General features: G+C 41.6%; 16 protein-coding genes and 1 tRNA gene. 10 read left to right on the plus strand and 7 right to left on the minus strand.

Annotated elements, in window-relative coordinates; all coding sequences use genetic code 11:
- Positions 1-109: 109 nt before the first annotated feature.
- Positions 110-182 (minus strand) — tRNA-Phe (locus tag VJ786_RS10015).
- Positions 183-367: 185 nt separating this feature from the next.
- Here VJ786_RS10015 and mnmA point away from each other — a divergent pair.
- Positions 368-1,468 carry a tRNA 2-thiouridine(34) synthase MnmA gene (gene mnmA / locus VJ786_RS10020; protein ID WP_336557661.1) on the plus strand — a complete coding sequence of 367 codons (1,101 nt, stop codon included), beginning with the start codon at positions 368-370 and terminating at the stop codon, positions 1,466-1,468.
- Between the two features lie 314 nt (positions 1,469-1,782).
- On the opposite strand, the gene gap is transcribed toward mnmA, so the two are convergent.
- From gap to pfkA, 3 genes are read right to left on the minus strand one after another with little or no spacing between them, the layout of a single operon-like run.
- The gene (gene gap / locus VJ786_RS10025; RefSeq protein WP_099366092.1) at positions 1,783-2,781 is read right to left on the minus strand and encodes a type I glyceraldehyde-3-phosphate dehydrogenase; all 999 of its coding nucleotides are present in this window, start codon (positions 2,779-2,781) and stop codon (positions 1,783-1,785) included.
- A 6-nt stretch (positions 2,782-2,787) separates the two neighbouring features.
- Positions 2,788-3,636 carry a hypothetical protein gene (locus tag VJ786_RS10030; RefSeq protein ID WP_134776896.1) on the minus strand — a complete coding sequence of 283 codons (849 nt, stop codon included), beginning with the start codon at positions 3,634-3,636 and terminating at the stop codon, positions 2,788-2,790.
- 3 nt (positions 3,637-3,639) lie between these two features.
- The gene (gene pfkA / locus VJ786_RS10035) at positions 3,640-4,623 is read right to left on the minus strand and encodes a 6-phosphofructokinase (RefSeq protein ID WP_099366090.1); all 984 of its coding nucleotides are present in this window, start codon (positions 4,621-4,623) and stop codon (positions 3,640-3,642) included.
- Positions 4,624-4,762: 139 nt separating this feature from the next.
- Between pfkA and VJ786_RS10040 the strand changes: the two genes are divergently transcribed.
- From VJ786_RS10040 to VJ786_RS10070, 7 genes are all read left to right on the plus strand, one after another.
- Positions 4,763-5,425, plus strand: a complete 663-nt coding sequence (locus tag VJ786_RS10040) for an NUDIX hydrolase (protein WP_099366089.1) — start codon at positions 4,763-4,765, stop codon at positions 5,423-5,425.
- 140 nt (positions 5,426-5,565) lie between these two features.
- On the plus strand, positions 5,566-6,168 hold the full coding sequence (locus VJ786_RS10045) for a TetR/AcrR family transcriptional regulator (RefSeq protein WP_336557662.1): 603 nt from the start codon (positions 5,566-5,568) through the stop codon (positions 6,166-6,168).
- Positions 6,169-6,172: 4 nt separating this feature from the next.
- On the plus strand, positions 6,173-7,510 hold the full coding sequence (locus tag VJ786_RS10050; protein WP_134776894.1) for a TolC family protein: 1,338 nt from the start codon (positions 6,173-6,175) through the stop codon (positions 7,508-7,510).
- 13 nt (positions 7,511-7,523) lie between these two features.
- Positions 7,524-8,582 (plus strand): efflux RND transporter periplasmic adaptor subunit, encoded by a 1,059-nt coding sequence (locus tag VJ786_RS10055; RefSeq protein ID WP_134776893.1) that lies wholly within the window; start codon positions 7,524-7,526, stop codon positions 8,580-8,582.
- Positions 8,583-8,608: 26 nt separating this feature from the next.
- Positions 8,609-11,779 (plus strand): efflux RND transporter permease subunit, encoded by a 3,171-nt coding sequence (locus VJ786_RS10060; protein ID WP_099366085.1) that lies wholly within the window; start codon positions 8,609-8,611, stop codon positions 11,777-11,779.
- A gap of 171 nt (positions 11,780-11,950) precedes the next feature.
- Positions 11,951-12,547, plus strand: a complete 597-nt coding sequence (locus tag VJ786_RS10065; RefSeq protein ID WP_134776892.1) for a hypothetical protein — start codon at positions 11,951-11,953, stop codon at positions 12,545-12,547.
- Positions 12,548-12,760: 213 nt separating this feature from the next.
- The gene (locus VJ786_RS10070) at positions 12,761-13,750 is read left to right on the plus strand and encodes a YihY/virulence factor BrkB family protein (protein WP_099366083.1); all 990 of its coding nucleotides are present in this window, start codon (positions 12,761-12,763) and stop codon (positions 13,748-13,750) included.
- Here VJ786_RS10070 and VJ786_RS10075 read toward each other — a convergent pair.
- The 3 genes from VJ786_RS10075 to VJ786_RS10085 are packed head-to-tail and all read right to left on the minus strand — an operon-like array spanning position 13,722 to position 17,389.
- The gene (locus tag VJ786_RS10075; protein ID WP_134776891.1) at positions 13,722-14,753 is read right to left on the minus strand and encodes an ATP-grasp domain-containing protein; all 1,032 of its coding nucleotides are present in this window, start codon (positions 14,751-14,753) and stop codon (positions 13,722-13,724) included. The genes VJ786_RS10070 and VJ786_RS10075 overlap by 29 nt on opposite strands.
- 31 nt (positions 14,754-14,784) lie before the next feature.
- The gene (locus VJ786_RS10080) at positions 14,785-16,614 is read right to left on the minus strand and encodes a peptidase MATCAP family protein (protein ID WP_134776890.1); all 1,830 of its coding nucleotides are present in this window, start codon (positions 16,612-16,614) and stop codon (positions 14,785-14,787) included.
- Positions 16,601-17,389, minus strand: a complete 789-nt coding sequence (locus VJ786_RS10085) for an N-formylglutamate amidohydrolase (RefSeq protein WP_134776889.1) — start codon at positions 17,387-17,389, stop codon at positions 16,601-16,603. The genes VJ786_RS10080 and VJ786_RS10085 overlap by 14 nt, the downstream gene beginning before the upstream one ends.
- A gap of 94 nt (positions 17,390-17,483) precedes the next feature.
- Here VJ786_RS10085 and VJ786_RS10090 point away from each other — a divergent pair, with 94 nt between their 5' ends.
- Positions 17,484-18,890, plus strand: a complete 1,407-nt coding sequence (locus tag VJ786_RS10090) for an alpha-L-fucosidase (RefSeq protein WP_134776888.1) — start codon at positions 17,484-17,486, stop codon at positions 18,888-18,890.
- A gap of 86 nt (positions 18,891-18,976) precedes the next feature.
- Positions 18,977-19,423, plus strand: coding sequence for a DoxX family protein (locus VJ786_RS10095; protein WP_134776887.1), 447 nt, complete (start codon positions 18,977-18,979; stop codon positions 19,421-19,423).
- The last annotated feature ends 109 nt before the right edge of the window (positions 19,424-19,532 follow it).

Below are 19,532 nucleotides of genomic sequence, written 5' to 3' on the forward strand. Positions count from 1 at the left end.
AAAATGAACTTCAGAAAACAACAATGGGCAGAGGCGCCACAGGTCTAACTACTAAATACTCAATACTAAATACCCACAAAAAAAGCTCGTCTTCCGACGAGCTTTTTTGTGGTGCCAGCTGGATTCGAACCAGCGACACAAGGATTTTCAGTCCTTTGCTCTACCAACTGAGCTATGGCACCTTTTTTTGCTAATCCGTTACCGGACTTGCGATGCAAATGTACCGTCTTTTTTCGAATTCTAAAACTTTTCGCCCAAAAAGTTTATCCCTTTTCAGCAATGTCTTGATTTTGATTGAGATAAAATTACACGAAATAAACATTGTGAATCGTGAATTAACGGTATCTTTGCAGCTCAATAAATTAATATGAGTAAAAAAGGAAGAGTATTGGTAGCAATGAGTGGGGGAGTGGATAGCTCCGTTGCTGCTGTCATGCTACACGAACAAGGGTATGAGGTCATCGGTATTACGATGAAAACATGGGATTATGCAAGTTCTGGTGGCTCTTCAAAGGAAACGGGTTGCTGCAGCTTGGATAGTATCAATGATGCTCGCATGCTGGCGGTAAACTATGGTTTCCCACACTATATTCTCGATATCCGCGATGAATTCGGCGATTTTGTGATTGATAATTTTGTGGATGAATATATTGCTGGTCGTACGCCAAATCCTTGCGTGTTATGTAACACCCACATCAAATGGGAAGCGTTGATGAAACGCGCTGATAAATTGGATTGTGAATTTATCGCAACAGGACATTATGCCAATATCAGGCAACATGATAATGGTCGCTATGTGATCTCCAAAGGTAAGGATGAACATAAAGACCAATCTTACGTACTTTGGGGGGTGTCACAGGAGAACCTTGGCAGGACGCAGTTCCCATTGGGGAAATTCGCGAAATCTGAAATCCGTCAGATGGCATTGGATATGGGGCAGAAAGAGCTTGCCAATAAATCGGAGAGTTATGAGATCTGTTTCGTTCCGGATAATGATTACCGTTCGTTCTTAAGACATAAAAGACCTACGTTGGATCAAGAGATTGGACCAGGGAACTTTTTGTTGTCGGATGGTACTGTGGTAGGGAAGCATATCGGCTATCCTTATTTCACGATCGGACAGCGTAAAGGTTTGGGGATTGCTTTGGGTAAACCGATGTTTGTGATCCAGATCCTTCCGGAAAGTAATTCGGTGGTGTTGGGTGAAGAGCATGAATTGGAAAGAACCCAAGCTTTTGTGAAGAATATTAATCTGGTGAAATATGCTTCGATTGAGGAGCCTATGGAGGCTATTACGAAGATTAGATATAAGGATGCTGGTGCATTGTCTACCATTACCCAACAAGGGGATATTATGAAGGTGGATTTTACCCATACGGTGAAGGGTATTGCGCCAGGACAATCTGCGGTGTTTTATGAGGGAGATGATTTGTTGGGCGGCGGATTTTTGATGAAGGAAGAGTTTTAGTGAGTTAGGAATTAGATAGAAATAGAAAAGGGATCCATTTGGATCCCTTTTTTCGTCATTGCGAGGAGGTACGACGAAGCAATCTTTTCTTAAGTATTTTACTAAGCATGTCATGCTGAGCATAGTCGAAGCATCTGTTCGTATATTTCTCTCCGTACAGATCCTTCGACTGCGCTCAGGATGACACGGCGAAAGATTGCTTCGTGCCTCGCAATGACGCGGTAATGAGTGCCTCGCAATGACGGCCGTGTCGGAATGACGCGGTAATGAGTGCCTCGCAATGACGTGTTAATAGCCTCGCAATGGCGTTATCACTACCCTAACTTAGCTACTTCTTGCGCTAAATCAATGATCTTATTCGAGTAACCCCATTCATTATCATACCATGAAACTACTTTCACGAAGTGATCATTCAAGGAAATACCAGCCTCCGCATCAAAGATGGAAGTGCGAGGATCACCTAAGAAATCAGTAGAAACCACTGCATCTTCTGTATATCCTAAAATACCTTTCAATTCGCCTTCTGAAGCATCTTTCATTGCTTTTTTGATATCCTCATAAGAAGCTGCTTTTTCCAAACGTACCGTTAAATCCACTACAGAAACATCCGCCGTAGGAACGCGTAACGACATACCTGTCAATTTACCTTTCAATTCAGGCAATACCAATCCAACTGCTTTCGCTGCACCTGTAGAAGAAGGGATGATGTTCTGGTAAGCACCACGTCCACCTCTCCAGTCTTTCGCTGAAGGACCATCCACTGTTTTTTGAGTTGCAGTAACCGCATGTACTGTAGTCATCAATCCTTCAACAATACCAAACTTATCGTTCAACACTTTCGCAAGAGGTGCTAAACAGTTCGTAGTACATGAAGCATTTGAAACGATTGTGTATTCTGCTTTAAGATCTTTATGGTTAACACCCATTACGAAAGTAGGGGTATCATCTTTTGCAGGAGCAGACATGATTACTTTTTTCGCACCAGCATCAATGTGTTTCTGTGCCAATTCTTTGGTCAAGAAGAAACCTGTAGATTCGATGATCACTTCAGCACCTACTTCATCCCATTTCAGGTTCGCAGGATCTTTCTCTGCAGTAATACGGATCTCTTTTCCGTTTACTACCAAATGTCCATCTTTCACTTCTACTGTACCATCGAATTTACCATGTGTAGAATCGTATTTCAACATATATGCTAAGTAATCAGGCTCAACTAGGTCATTGATACCTACTACTTCAATATCGCTGCGTTTAACAGCAGCTCTAAAAGCTAAGCGGCCGATACGGCCAAATCCGTTAATTCCAATTTTCATTTCTAACTAATTTTTATTTAAATAATATTTTAATAGGTTTTGAACAGGTTCCCGTATAATCGTACCTATGGCCAGATGGTGATCTTGAACGATCTCCGTCAGCCAGTCGGCATAATTATTTGCCACCGAGCCTGTGAAGTTGATTGTTGCATCCGGATACGCTTCGGAAAGCGGTACCAAATAAGTTTTTACATATAGTTCCAATCCTTTCTTGATGATGCCTTCCATATAAGGATCGTCCTTGTTCTCCAGGATGAAATCCGCAAAAGAGGTCAAAAAGATGTTCGGATTGGGGGTATTGTAGGTTTTATCCAATATTGTTTTTCGGTCTATGGCATGCTTCCTTACGAACTTGTCCCGAAAACCCGCAGGCATCGCCTCTGTCAGAAAATCCTTGAGGACCTGTCTGGCCTGCCAGTTGGTCGATGCTTCATCCGCAAGAATATAGCCTAGCCCATAATTGTTTTCCGTGATTTTACGCCCATTATAATAGGCTGCATTCGATCCGGAACCAATGATTCCGATAATGCCCTTCTCGTTTCCAAAAGTCGAAATGGCAGAAGCCAGTACATCATGGCTCACTTTCACTTTGGCATTCTTGAAGAACTGGCTGAACACCTTTTCGATCTTTTCCTGACGCTCGGTAGAGGAGGCGCCAGCACCGAAAAAGTAGATCTTACGGATCCGTTCGGCATTGTTGATCAATTGGGTGTTCTTATTGAGTAATTGATAAATGAACCTTTCATCCTGTATGTAGGGGTTGATACCCGTCGTACGGAAGCCATGGAGAATTCTACCTTTTTCTGCTAAACGCCAATCGGCGTACCTGGAGCCACTAAAAACTACTGCAATCATATGTTAAATGTTCATTACTTGGGAGATAGTGACCAACTCTTCATCCAGTTTGAATTCCTTGCCACGCAAAGCCTCTTCAAGACTGGTTGATACGATCTGGCTTCCGCGGATGCCCACTGTTGCACTTCTATTTCCTTTGATTAGTTCGTTTACCGCAAAGTATCCCATCCGGGTGGCAAGCACTCTATCAAAACTGCTTGGGGATCCTCCTCGCTGTAAATGTCCTAATATACTAACTTTTGTATCATAATAATCAAATTTTTCATTCACCCTTTTCGCCACATGGTAAGCTCCACCATTTTTATCCCCTTCGGCCACAATAACGATCATAGAGGTCTTATTACGATGTTTTGCTGTTTCCAGCATGTCGATCAGTTCATCGATCGCTGTATCCTTTTCAGGTAGCATGATGGCTTCGGCACCACCGGCAACCCCAGCGTTCAACGCAATACATCCGGAGTCCCTTCCCATTACTTCAACGAAAAATAAACGATTATGTGATGCCGCAGTATCTTTAATTTTATCGATCGCATCAATTACCGTATTATTCGCAGTATCAAAGCCTAAGGTGTAGTCAGAACCATATAGATCATTGTCGATCGTACCGGGAATACACATCACCGGAATATCGTATTCCTGCGAGAAGATTTCCGCTCCGGTAAAGGTTCCATCACCACCGATTGCGACCAATGCATCGATCTCGGCTTCCTTAATATTTTCATAGGCTTTTTTACGGCCTTCAGGCGTCCGGAATTCCGGGCATCTTGCCGACTTCAATACCGTTCCTCCCTTTTGCAGGATAGAACTCACTGAACGGCTCACCATCTCCTTGAAATCCCCCTCGATCATCCCTTCATATCCTCTGTAAATGCCTGTAACTTTTAATCCATTATAGAGTGCAGTCCGGACTACTGCGCGAATTGCAGCGTTCATCCCGGGAGCATCACCCCCAGAAGTATAAACACCAATTCTTTTGATTTGCTTCATTAGGTCTTTCTTTTTTGATTTACGAATATAATGTGTATTTCTTACACTATTAAATTTTTTTAGTAAATTGTTTGTTTAATTAGTATTATTGTTGATAAATTCATGAGACTATATTAATCAGTTAAATAAGATTTAAATTTTGCAGACGTATTTTACCATTGATTGTGTCATACTGACATTTGACGAGGGTCAACTGAAAGTGTTATTGGCGGAACGTAACGAATATCCCTACAAAGATTGGTGGGCGCTTCCCGGATATTTTGTGAACAAATACGAGGAAATGGAAGATGCGGTTGCAAGGATTCTCTTTGAAATGACGGGCTTAAAGGATATCTACATGGACCAATTGGCTGCATTTGCCGGTGTTAAGCGACATCCTGAAGGCCGTATCCTAACCGTGGCTTATATGGCCCTGGTACAGATGGAAGATGTGAAGAATAAAATCGTCGCCATTTCTGATTATATGCGCCAATTAAAGTGGTTTTCGGTAGATGAACTTCCAGACCTGGCTTTTGACCACCGCGAGATCATCGAACTGAGCTTAGATCGTTTGAAAAAAACAGTAGGTTATTCCACCACCCCTTATGAATTACTACCCTCCAAATTTACCCTTACCCAATTGCAACAGGTTTATGAAGCCTTGTTGAACAAAAAATTGGATAAAAGGAACTTCCGCAAGAAAATCAATAATTTAGGTTATCTCAAAGAACTTAATGAATTTCAGAAGGGGGTTTCCTATCGTGCGGCAAAACTTTATGCCTTTGATAAGAAAAAGTTCCAAAAGCAATTCAATCAAGATTAATCTCTACACTTCATAAAATACGCTTCCTAAGTTAAGAAAATGTTAATAATCGTTTTTATGACAAAGGAATGATATTATTTATTTTCTATTCTTTACTTTTGAACAATTTTTAGAAAAAGTCAAAAATAACAAAAGTAAAAATGGAGAATCGTAAGGATCAGATCATCGAGGTGGCGCTAAAGCGCTTCTCACATTTTGGTTTCCACAAAACCACTATGAACGAGATTGCCGACGATCTACTAATTACAAAAGCAAATCTATATTATTATTATCCGGACAAACCATCCTTGATAATTGATGTTTTATGCAAGATCGCCTCTGATCTGCATGAAGCGGAATTGGCCATCGTTGAAAAATACAATGGTGATATTTTGAAGGTGGTCAATGAAGTCATAGAAACGAGGTCTCGTTTCATGCGTAAATACTACCTGTTCCATATCAATGAGAATTTGGATTGGATCAAAGGTATCGATCTGACCGATACGATGGAGAAATTCTATAAAAGGGATGTGGAAGTATTGAAAAGCCTATTGAACAAAGCTGTAGAAGCCGGAGAGTTGAAAATGAATAATATAGACGAGGCAGCCGTTTGTTTAACGGAAATACAGAAAGGCATCGCCCTATTACATACCGTTGCGGATGTGATTACAGGCATTCCGAACGATAGCAATGTGGATAAAATATTAGAAAGCCAAAAAAGGTCGGCAAAATTGATCTTTGATGGTAAAATAAATCGCAATTAACACCATGAGAAATATAAAAGTAATCGCACTAATGTTGTCTGGTATTTTTACCGGCACATTCTTACATGCGCAAGAAACCTTGACGTTGCAGGAGGCAGTCAAGTATGCGTTAGAAAACAAAGCGGAGGCAAAGAAATCAAAACTGGACCTGGAGAATTCAGAATACAAGATTGCTGAAGTACGTGCAGGAGCATTGCCGCAGATCAGCGGACAAGGATCCTTGACCTATAATCCATTGATTCAGAAAAGTGCATTGGATGGTGCCTTGATGGGAAGGCCCGGAGAAACGATCATGGTAGCATTTGGACAACCTTGGCAAGCCAATGCTGTTGTGCAAGTGAGCCAGCAGATCTTTAACCAGTCCTTGTTTACCGGATTAAAGGCCGCTAAATCGACTCGCGAATTCTATCAGATCAACAATGAACTGACAGATGAGCAATTGATCGAGAAAGTAGCCAATGCGTATTACGAAGTTTACCAATCGGAAATGCAATTGCAGACGATTGAAAACAACCTTCAGAACACAATCAAAACGAGAGATGTTTTAAAAGGCTTGGTGGATGCTGGTTTAGCAAAGAAAATTGACCTTGACCGTGTGGAAGTAGCGATCAATAACCTTTTGGCTTCCAAACAACAGGTGATCAATGGGGCAGATCTTCGCGAAAATGCCTTGAAATTCGCTATCGGTATGCCCATTACAGAAGACATTGTCCTTCCGAAGGAAACCTTTGATATCAAAGCCGATTACCTAAGTGCAGAATTCAACTTGGATAACCGTACGGAAATCAAGTTATTGGATAAGCAGATCGAATTGTTGGAGCTGAACAAGAAAGCGATGATCTCCAACTATTACCCGAACCTATCCTTTACTGGAAACTTGGGATATCTAGGATTTGGTCAGAAATTTCCAATTTTCAATAGCAACGCCAATTTCTCTCCTTATTCAGCCATCGGTCTGAACCTTTCCATCCCGATTTTTAGTGGTGGAAGAACTAAATCACAGATCAACCAGGCAAATGTGGAGATCCGTAAGGCACAGGTAGATAAAGAAGATGCAAAATTAGGATTGAACCTTGCAGCAGAAAACGCAAGAGCACAGATCAAGAATAGTTTGATCACGGTAGACAATAACCGCCGTAACATCGAACTTGCCAAAAATGTGTTGTCCAATACGCAGAACAACTACCACAATGGTTTGGCCACATTGACCGAACTATTAGATGCAGAGAATGCTTTGGCAGATGCAGAAAATAACTTGAACACCTCTTTATTGAACTATAAAGTTGCCGAGATCCAATTGATCAAAGCGAACGGTAACATCAAATCTTTAATTAACGAATAATATAACACTCCATATGAAACGCGCAATAATAGCTATTATAGTAATCGGGGCAGCCCTAGTAGGGATGTTCATGATTTTGAACAAGAACAAAAAGAAAGTTGAAGCAGAGACTGCCGTGGTAGCAGAGAAAAATGCTGCGGTAGCTGTACGTATTGATACAGCTCGTACAGAAGCCATGAACTTAGCTTACCAAGCCAATGGTACGTTTATGCCGAAACAAGAAGTTACCGTAGCTGCAGAAACAGGTGGCCGTGTAGTAAGAGTGTTGGTGGATGAGGGATCACGAGTTGGTGCAGGTCAAACCTTAGCGGTGGTTGAAGGTGATAAATTGAATGTAAATGTATCCAATGCACAAGCGGCATACGATATTGCACAATCCAACCTTCAACGTTATCAGAGTGCATTAACTACTGGTGGTGTAACCCAAGCACAGGTAGATCAGATGCGTCTTCAATTCGAAAACGCAAAGAACAACTTGAAAAGTGCGAAGTTAACTGCGGGTGATGTAACAATCAAAACATCAGTTTCTGGTATCGTAAATTCCCGTAAAATTGAACCAGGTGCTTATGTAAGTCCAGGTACTCCGGCATTTGATATCGTTAATGTGAGCACCTTGAAATTGAGAGTTAATGTAGATGAGAAAAATGTGGCAACACTTCGCGTCGGACAGACAGTAGAAGTATTGGCTAGTGTATACAGCGACAAGAAATTTACAGGTAGAATTACGTTCATCGCACCTAAATCTGATGGTAGCTTGAACTTCCCTGTAGAGATCGAAATTGCTAACAACCCTAACAATGACCTTCGTGCAGGTATGTACGGAACAGCGGTATTCGGCGGTTCTGGAACTGCTTCAGCGTTGGTTATCCCTCGTACAGCTTTCGTAGGTTCCATCTCTGATAACAAGGTGTTTGTATTGAGAAATGGCAAAGCCATCGAAACAAAAGTTCAATCGGGTAGAAGCTTTGGTGATTTAATCGAAATCACAAGCGGTCTTCAAGCTGGCGATCAGGTGATCACTTCTGGTCAGATCAACTTGTTGGATCAAACTGCGGTTGAAGTTATTAAATAATTTGTGCTAAGTACGACAATTCTATTATGAAGATTACTGAAATATCGATAAAACGTCCCAGCCTGATCATCGTATTATTTATAATACTGACCTTGGGGGGGATATTCTCCTATACCCAGTTGGGGTATGAGTTGGTACCTAAGTTTGAGGTAAACGTAATTACCGTGCAAACTGTATATCCAGGTGCCTCGCCTACGGAGGTGGAAAATACCGTAACCAAGAAAATTGAGGATGCCGTCTCCTCCTTGGAAAACATCAAAAAATTGGAAGCTACTTCCATGGAAAACGTTTCGGTGGTGATGATTACCTTGAACGACGGAGCCGATGTCAACTTCCTGTTGACCGATGCCCAACGTAAGATCAATGCCATCCTGAACGATTTACCAGATGATGTTGATGCACCATCGTTGAATAAATTCTCCTTGGATGATGTCGCTATTATGAGTTTAGCGGTGACTTCCAACCTATCGGAGAAACAACTTTACGACTTACTGGACAATAAGATCCAACCGATCTTTGCCCGTATCAATGGTGTTGCGAAAGTAGACCTGATCGGTGGTGAAGAAAGAGAGATCCAGATCAGTGTGGATGCACAGAAATTGGAAGGATATGGCTTATCCATTGGTCAGATCCAACAGGTGATCGGATCATCCAACCTCGATTTCCCTACAGGTAATGTGAGTACACGTGAAAACCGTACCACCATCCGTTTGGCCGGTAAAGTAACGTCAATTGATGAATTGAGAAACCTGCCTATTACTACTCCGACTGGAACAACGATTTTCCTTCGTGATGTGGCCGATGTACAGGATGGTATCAAAGAGATCGAAAAGATCGCTCGTTTAGACCAAAAGAATACCATCATGTTACAGGTGTTCAAGCAGTCGGATGCGAATGCGGTAGAGGTATCCAGGTTGGTAAAAGAAACTATTGCAACGGTTGAAACAGATTATTCGAAAGACAATGTGAAAGTATTGTTGGCGAATGACTCGACAGATTATACTTTGAACGCAGCAAATAACGTAATCCATGACTTATTGATCGCGATTGCCTTGGTAGGTTTCATCATGTTGTTCTTCTTGCATTCCTTGAGAAATGCGGCGATTACCATGGTGGCTATTCCATTGTCCTTGATCGCGACCTTTATCGGATTATTGTTGATGGGTTATACCCTGAACTTGATGTCCCTTTTAGGACTTTCCCTAGTAGTGGGTATCCTTGTCGATGATGCGATCGTTGTTATCGAGAATATCCACCGCCATATGGAGATGGGTAAGAACAAGGTGCGTGCGGCTTACGACGGAGCAAAAGAGATCGGTTTTACCGTAACAGCGATTACTTTGGTTATCGTGGTGGTATTTTTACCGATCGCGATGTCTTCTGGTTTGGTGGCTAATATCCTTGCGCAGTTCTGTGTAACGGTTATTATATCGACCTTACTATCCTTATTGGTATCTTTCTCGGTGGTGCCTTGGTTATATTCCCGTTTCGGAAAATTAGAGCATTTGAATCCAAACTCTTTCTTTGGAAAGATCATCCATGGATTTGAAGCTGGATTGACCAAATTCACCCACTGGATCTCCGGTATCTTGGAATGGTCATTGAAGAACAGATGGACCAAGTTGGGAACTTTATTTATCGCCTTTTTCCTTTTGGTAGGATCTTGTGCCCTGGTTCCTGCAGGTTATATCGGTACTGACTTTTTCCCATCTTCGGACAAAGGGGAATACCTGATGCAGTTTGAGTTGGAGAAAGATGCTTCTCTAGAGAAGACCAACTTCCTGACCCAAAAAGCAGAGAATATCATTAAAAATAAGCCAGAAGTGGAACGTATCATTACTACAGTAGGTCAGTCCTCAGATGGTATGAACTCTACTTCAGGAACGCGTTATAAATCCGAGATCCACGTGATCATGAAGGATACCTATACCGAGAATTCAAAAGTTTATGCGGCAAGATTGCAACGTGAATTGGAAAAAGAATTGGTAGGAGCGAAGGTAAAATTCGTGAGTATGGGATTGATGGGAGCAGAACAGGCACCATTGAAATTGACCGTGATCGGTTCTGACCTGAAAGATGCGAATGAATTTGCTGAGAAAGCAGCAGACCTACTTCGTAAGGTTCCGGGAGCTACCAACGTGAAATTAACTTCTGAAGGTGGTAACCCTGAAATCAATGTGCAGGTAGACCGCGAGAAAATGACTTCATTAGGTTTGGATGTGGCTACCGTAGGTATGACCATGCAAACAGCATTCTCCGGAAATACAGACAATAAATTCCGTGCAGGTGATAATGAATATGATATCAATATCCGTTTTGATGAAGCTAGCCGTTCTAACATCGCTGATGTGAGGGGATTGAAATTCATCAACAAACAAGGTGTTCCTATTTCCTTAGAGCAATTTGCTACGGTAGGATACGGTTCAGGACCTTCCTTATTGGAGCGTCGTGATAAATCGCCAGCTGTTTCGGTTCAAGCATCTCTTGTAGGTCGTACCTTAGGGGATGTGGCTGGAGAATGGGAAGCAGAGTTCTCTAAGTTAGAGCGTAAGCCAGGAGTAGTCTATATCTGGGGTGGTAACATGGAAAACCAACAAGAAGGTTTCGGGACCTTGGGAGTGGCATTATTGGCATCTATCCTGTTGGTTTACTTGGTAATGGTTTCCCTGTACGATAGTTTCAGTACACCATTTGTCGTGATGTTCTCGATTCCACTATCCTTTATTGGAGCCTTGATCTTATTGGCATTGACTGGTCAATCCTTGAACATCTTTACCATCTTAGGTATCATCATGTTGATCGGTTTGGTGGCGAAGAATGCGATCCTATTGGTCGACTTTGCTAACCACCGTAAGGATAATGGGGATACTACGCACGATGCCTTGGTTGCTGCCAACCATGCCCGTCTTCGTCCGATCTTAATGACGACCATTGCGATGGTATTCGGTATGATCCCGATCGCGTTGGCAACAGGTGATGGTGCAGATATGAACAAAGGTTTGGCTATCGTAATTATCGGGGGTCTATTATCTTCCCTATTACTTACCTTAGTGGTAGTTCCAGTGGTTTATTCGCTATTTGATAGTATGGGCCGCCGTTGGGGAAGTAAAAAGAAAACCAACTATGTGGAACTTATTGATGCCGATTATGTTCCGAACGAACATTATGTGGATGAAATGGATGTGAAACACAACTAGAACAATTTAAAAATCACATACTTAAAGAGGCTGATCGTAAAGATTCAGCCTCTTTTTTCGTAATTGTAGCTGAATGTTTAGAAAATTGAAATAATTAGCTGCCCTACAAAACTTTCTACCCTACAAACTTGTTCTGAAATTGATTAATTTTGCAGAAAATTCGAACGGGAAATGAAAATCTTTTTGACAACATGTTGTTTTATTGTGCTGGTAGGTTGTAGACAGCAGACCGAGAATAAGGTTGTAGAACAGCCTGTGGAGCAGCTTGTTCAGCAAGAAGAAAAGGAAGTTTCCGTTGCCCCAACATCCGAAGAAAAGGACGAAATTTTGGCCGTTATCGAAGGCCTTGATAACCGTTCATTTCCTTTGGCCGATTCGACCAATTTTGATAATGTGGATAAAAAAGGGATCCATAATCCTGATTTTTTGAAACGTATCCATTTTGAGGCCGATGAAGTGAATTTTAAAGATGTACGCTTGAGGTATAGGCTTCACTATTCTCCAGCCTATTATAGTATTGTATTGACCTATCCTCTAGGAGAACATGAAATCATTACAACCTTGTTGAATATCAATAAAGAAGGAAAAATCATTGATTTCTTGGATATTGCCTATGATGAGATTGCCGAATCAGCTTTTCGGAAGGAGAGCGTGATGGAGAAGGATAGGGTAGTGCTTACCGATTGGAATTACATGTCGGAAGAGCCTACAAAAACGGTTACCAATTATTTGCTGACTTCCGAAGGTAGATTTGAGGAAGCTTCTTAGCTAGGTTCAAAGCAATCCCCATATTTTACTGGTTTCAAACCATTTTTTGACTTTGGTGTTTTAAGGATAAAGCCTTGAATAGGACTGTGAACACACTTTAAGTATACTGTAATTAGGTTGTAAGTATATTGTAAGTGCCTTTTTGCACTTACACCACACTTGCAAGTCACTTACACCTCACTTACATCTCGAAAAAAATATTAAATACAACACATGGATCAACAGCGAAAAGAAGATAAAAAACAAGGAGGTTTCTTTAAAAACACCTTTACGATTTTAAAAAATAGTGCATTAGGATTTATCAATGAAGATACCATGAAGTATAGTGCTTCCTTGGCTTATTATACTATCTTTTCCATAGGTCCTATTTTGGTGCTGATGATCTCTTTGGCGGGTATTTTCTATGGGGAAGATGCCATTAAAGGTAAATTATTTTCGGAGTTGAATGAACTGATAGGAAGAAATGCAGCACGTCAGGTTCAAGAAATCATTAAAAACTTGGAGCTTTCCGGAAAATCTTCCATGGCGTTGATCATCAGTATAGTCACATTAATCATTGGTGCGACCACTGTTTTTGGGGATATTCAGAACTCCATCAACAAAATATGGCATGTGCGGGCGAAACCGAAAAAAGGTTGGTTAAAATTGATCATGGACCGTTTGTTATCCTCTTCATTGGTCATTGGTTTAGGATTTCTATTGGTGGTCACCTTAGTGGTCAACGGGATCATTATTGCCTTTACCGATAACTTATTGCGGTATTTCCCGGATATGGCCGTGCATGTTATGGATATCATCAATTTCATGCTAACCTTTGGAATTATATTTTTATTATTCTCGGTTATCTTTAAGGTTCTTCCTGATGTCAACATCCAATGGAAACCGGTTAAGGCGGGCGCCTTATTTACCGCTATTCTTTTTATTTTCGGACGCTTAGGAATAGGATTTTATCTTTCCAATTCAGATACCGCTACGACTTATGGCGCTGCTGGATCGATCGTATTGATTTTATTATGGGTGTATTATACCGCGGCTATTCTATATTTTGGGGCAATTTTTACGAGGGAATATGCCACCTTCAAAAATTATCCGATAGAGCCATCGGAATATGCGGTTCATGTAGAGGTTAAAGAGATCGAGCGGAATGTCAAAGAAATTCCGCCCGCTCCACTTACTACCGACGAGACTGTGGTCGAGAAGTAGGTTTATAGAATGCTTTCACTCGTTTTTCCAGATCGATGATGATGGTTTCGGTGAAATCAATGCCAGTCAATTGATTAATATGCATCAGAGCGCCGGGAGAGAATACATTGATCTCCATAATTTTGTCGCCTACAATGTCCAATCCCACTAGGTACATATTGTCGTCCTTTAGCTTTTTGGTCACTTTTTTAACCAACTTTAGAATATCATCCGTAATTTCTGCTTCTTGAGCCGATCCTCCCTGATGGATATTGCTTCGGATTTCATCTGCAGATTGCACACGTCTAACCGCGGCGTACTTACCTTCAGCCACCAAAGGGGCACCATTCAGCAGGAAGAAACGGATATCGCCTTTAACAGCATCTGGAAGATATTCCTGAGCCATAACATAACCATCCCGCGCAATGGCTTCTACCGTTTGCTTCAGGTTCTGTGTCTCTCCCGATTTGATCATAAACACATTCTTTCCGCCGGAGCCTTTTAAAGGTTTAAGGATAATTTTATCCCCTTGTTCTTTCAGGAATGCCGTTACATCTTCATGGTTTCTGGTGACCAACGTTTTTGGGCGGATGGCTTTTGGGAAATTCTGCAGGTACAGCTTATTATTCGCCTCGATTAGGTTATCAGGGTCATTGATAACAAATCCTCCATTGCGTTTTACAAGTTGGGAAAACTGAATCCCTGCTGCTGAAGCCCATGGCCTTCCGATCATATCTAGGGTAGGGTCGAACCTTAGCCAAAGCACCTCCACATCGGCCATATCGACCAGTTCTTTTTCTTTCGCTTTTAGGGTTTTCATGAACTTGGCTGCAGTAGGCATGGTTTCAGGAGGTTCCATGAGCCTACAGTGTGCCATAACCCGCTGTTCATCCTTGTAAACGAAATCTGCCAAACCAATATACAATACCGTATGGCCTCTCTCCAATGCTTTGAGGGCTAATATCGTGGTCGTGAATTTCTCTTCTTCTTTATGCGTTTGATTGATCAAAAATGCAATTTTCATATTTGCGTTGAGTTTTTTCTTATGTAGTGATTTAATGTGTCAATTTAAAAACAGATGCTTTTGTCTTCACCTCTTTCCATTTATCCAAATATTCAGGAAACATGAACCTCGGTGTAATGGCTGGTGGAATAAGGATTTCTTTTTGCAGCAGGTCTTTGATGATCGGCAGGTAATCTTTTCGTATTTTCCCCATCATCAGGAGATGTACATTGTTGTTTTCCTTTAGGTATTCGATCAATTCCATGATGCCCTTGAGGTAGAGCATATCCTTGGTCAATCCACCACCACGATAAACCCGCATGACAATCTGAAAAGATGTTTCATGTTTGAACCCAAATTGGTCGACCAACAGGGCAAAGGTATCGGTGAAGGAATTACCCAAGAGCATATGTTGTACCGCAATAACCCTCGCTGCAATGATCCTTAACCGATCGTTGTTCAGACCATCAACAATATATTCCGAAAGTACCGCCAAGCCTTCCTGTAATTCTTCATAGCCGGGAACACCCAAACTAAAAAGGTTCAATGGTTGCATCCTGCCATTGAAATAGGTTACGACATGGGTGCCGATCTCATGCTGGATGAGTGCTTTTGCCCGTGATTTGGTGAGTTTATACTCCTTACTGATATTCAATGCCCCTCTATTGACCATAACCCCCGAAATATCTTCGCGGATACGGATAGGACAATTGAATTCCTGATTTTGTTGTTGCAGAAATTTAACTTCTTCCTTGGCCATTTTGGCAAATTCACTTGGTCCGATCCATTCTTCATTTTTGCTGGAAGTCGTTTCTGGTTCGGTCATCATCAATAGGGCCAAAGCGGAGTTGTATAGTTTCTCTGAAACATTCCCGAATACCTGTAGGCTCCCATGCAGGAAATCCTCTTTACCACGATCGGCCAGCATGGTGATCATGGAGTCCAATTCGGTTCTTTTGTCCCGAAAAATATAGGCCATCGTAGGATCGTAAATATCTTCGATCCGGAGGTTGTACAACCGGCGTTTAACCAGATCGGGATCTACGTGCATAGGTCGGTAAAGGAATTTTGGTGTTTTCCAATATTTATCCTTTTTGAACTGCAACCAAGCTTCATGGGCATTCAAAGGCGTGACCATCAATAGGAAATCGAATTTCTTGCTTTCCTGGGCCAAGGCATCATCGATCTCATTCATCATCGGGGTAAGTTCCTGATGAACATTGATCTTTTGGGCAGTGGCATTCAAGTGGGTATAGACCCGCAGGAATTCAAAGAAAAGTCGGGAAAGTGATTTTGCCAATGTTTCGCGATAGGTACGCATCAAGAGTGGTAAAATATTCTCTTCGTAATCGATATATCGCTTTTTTATGGATATTCCCAATAATAAAATCTGCTTGTTCTGCAGGTATTTCTTCGAGAATAAGGATGGCAGGTTTTCCGGTTTTGGAATCTGCAGGTCCTTAGAAATGGCTACCGATAATTCTGCCGTTTCCATCCGGATGTTCCTTTCAAAATATTCCGCAAGTGGGAGTATATCTTTCTGACCGACATGCAAAAGGATATCATCCTTTTGGTTGGATTCCGAAATCCAAGTTTCAATCAATAGACAGGCACCAAATTCTTGTGCCAAGGATTCAGCAATCGGTTTTATCCATTCCTCCAGCGCAAATTCATCTTCTTTACATACAATGCTTGCATTTTCGGTCTTTGCCAAATCGGCAATCATTTTATCCTTTTTACCCGTGTCTGGAACACGGTAAATAAAAATATAGGGAACTATTTTATTGAATATGAATTTACCGGCATTTGGAACTTGATAATGGATAGGAGTACGTTTATTGATCGCATTTAGAATACGTAAAAGTGCTTTATTCTTTTCCATCTTGGTGAAAATACTGGTTAAATACCGTCAATGATTTTAAGAGTAACTGTTTGCAGGCCATGATTTTGTGGTAATCGGGGTCACCGGTCCATTCATCCATAAAATCTTTCCGGAATTCGATCGCCAGCACGAAACCATAGTCTCCATAGAGTTGGTTCATGGTCTGCGCGAAATAGCCGCCTTTGAACTTTACATTCTCCCTTACATCAATGGCCTGGCCATTCAATTCCTCCGCTGATATAAAGTTAATCAATTCATCCATTAATGGTCTCCACTTTTGGTTGAGGTGGATGGTGCCAAAGTTTATTTCAGGATCCGTATCCATATTGATCTCTTGGTCTGGACCTTCGCGTTTGGCGTTATAGCTATGGATATCCAAGATAATGAAATAGCCAAATTGGGCAATGGTATCCTGGATCTTACTCTCTATGATTTCAAATATTTCGCGATGATCATTACGGAGTTCACTGATCAATTCCAATGGGAAGTCCTCTTTCCATACATTTAAACCCCAAGCCTGTTCGGGTTTGAGGTAGATGGCGTCATCCAAGGTACGGTTGATGTCCAATTGAAAGCGTGAGCTTTCCATAATAAAGCGATTGCAGGGAAGTTCGGCGATCAGCGCAGTAAAGGGATCTTCCTCCCGTAATCGTTCTTCCTCATTCAACAGTTGATAAGGCAGTAATTTTTCATCTATATCGTGGCCGTCGTGGATAGCAAAAGTCCAGAATGGGCTATCGGCCAATTTGATTTCATATTTTGTAAGCAAAGGCATAAAATTCTCCTTTAGGGATTATCTTATTAATAAACAATAAATTGTAGAAATAGTTTTATTTTTCCTATTTTCAGTTATTTATATTCTAACCATTATGATCAACTTATTCCAAAAACCTTTACTTAAAAAATTAGCGTTAGCCTGTTTGCTTTTTGGTTCTGTTTCCTCCCAAGCCGTTGCCCAAGGAAAAGACTGGAAGGAAAAATCCATTGATAACAAAGAAGAACGGATGGCCTGGTGGAAGAACGACCGATTCGGAATGTTCATCCATTGGGGATTGTATGCCTTGCCAGCACGGCATGAATGGGTTCAGCAGATCGAAAGAACCGACCATGAAACCTATAAGAAGAAATACTTTGATCTTTTTAATCCTGACTTATACCATCCCGAAGAATGGGCTTTAGCGGCCAAGAATGCCGGGATGAAATATGTGGTGTTAACCGCCAAGCATCATGAGGGATTTTGTTTGTGGGATACCAAATCGAGCAATTTCAATGCGGCCAAAACACCTTATGGAAAAGACCTGTTGAAACCTTTTGTGGAAGCCTGCCGTAAGAACGGACTGAAAGTGGGTTTCTATTTTTCGGTGATCGATTGGTACCATCCAGACTTTACCATTGATAATACGCATCCTCTGAGAGGCAACCAGGAAGCCATCGCCACGAATTCGGGTAAAAATATGGATAATTTCCGGAAGTATTTGAAGGAGCAGGTCAGGGAATTGCTGGGCAATTATGGAAAGATCGATCTGTTGTTCTGGGATTTTTCGTATCCGGGGCCTAATGGCAAAGGAAACAAGGATTGGGACAGCGAGGGACTGATCAAACTGGCGCGGGAGCTGCAACCTAACATCATCATGAATGATCGTTTGGATATGGGAGCTGAAGCTTGGGGATGGGATTATAAAACGCCAGAACAATTCATGCCGAATGAGTGGCCGACTTTTAACGGGGTGAGGGTTCCTTGGGAGACTTGCCAGACTTTTTCGGGATCTTGGGGATACCATAGGGATGAGAACACCTGGAAGTCCTCCAACCAGCTTATCGCCATGCTGATCGAGGTGGTGAGTAAGGGCGGTAACCTGTTACTGAATGTGGGGCCAACAGCGAGAGGGAATTTTGATGATCGGGCAAATGATCGATTGGAAGCTATTGGGAAATGGATGAAATTCCACTCGGCATCTATTTACGGCTGTACAGAGGCGCCTGCGGATTTTCAGAAACCGGGTAATACGTTGTTGACCTATAACCCGAAGACCAAGCGTTTGTATGTTCATTTATTGCAATATCCTTTCAAAACGCTTTATCTGCCAAATTTTAAAGGGAAGGTGAAATATGCGCAATTTCTGCATGATAATTCGGAAGTTAAATATACCTCCAGGACAAAATCCAACGATGGGGAGCACATGGCGATTACGGCCAGAGAGAATGATCTGATCATGGATCTGCCGGTGGTAAAACCGAATGTGGAAATTCCGGTTATTGAGTTGATATTGAACTGATCTAAAAATATTTGATAATAATCCACACAATATCAGCGGGTTATTGTTCGTTGTTTTAGTATGACCAATTAAAAAAGGAGGTTATTATGAACCTAATTCAACGAATTGAATATTGGGGAGATCATCACCATCCAAGGTGGATTGATTTCATCCGGATTGCACTCGGCATTTTGATTTTTGCCAAAGGTGTAAGTTTTGTTATGGACAGGGATTCCGTAGCTGCATTAATTGAGCGAACGCATTTTCAGCTTTCTATTTGGGGGGCGGTACATTATGTGGTATTTGCGCATTTGGTAGGTGGTATTTTTATCATGATGGGGTTTGCGACGAGGTTAGCGGCGTTGATACAGATCCCGATTTTGATAGGTGCGGTGTTTTTCGTGAATATCACGCAGGGATTTAGTTTTCTGAATTCGGAGTTCTGGTTGTCTTTGGTGGTGTTGTTGTTGCTTTGTTATTTTGTGGTAGTAGGTTCTGGCCCGATGTCTTTGGATAAGATGATGGATAAGCCAGGGTATAAAAGGGATATTTAGGAAAAATGTAATAGGGAGAACAACGCCATTGCAAAAACAACGTCATTGCGAAAATTACGTCATTGCGAGGAACGAAGCAATCTTTCGATTAGTGTAAAGATTGCTTCGT

Source organism: Sphingobacterium tenebrionis (assembly GCF_037126265.1).
GTDB classification, from domain to species: domain Bacteria; phylum Bacteroidota; class Bacteroidia; order Sphingobacteriales; family Sphingobacteriaceae; genus Sphingobacterium; species Sphingobacterium tenebrionis.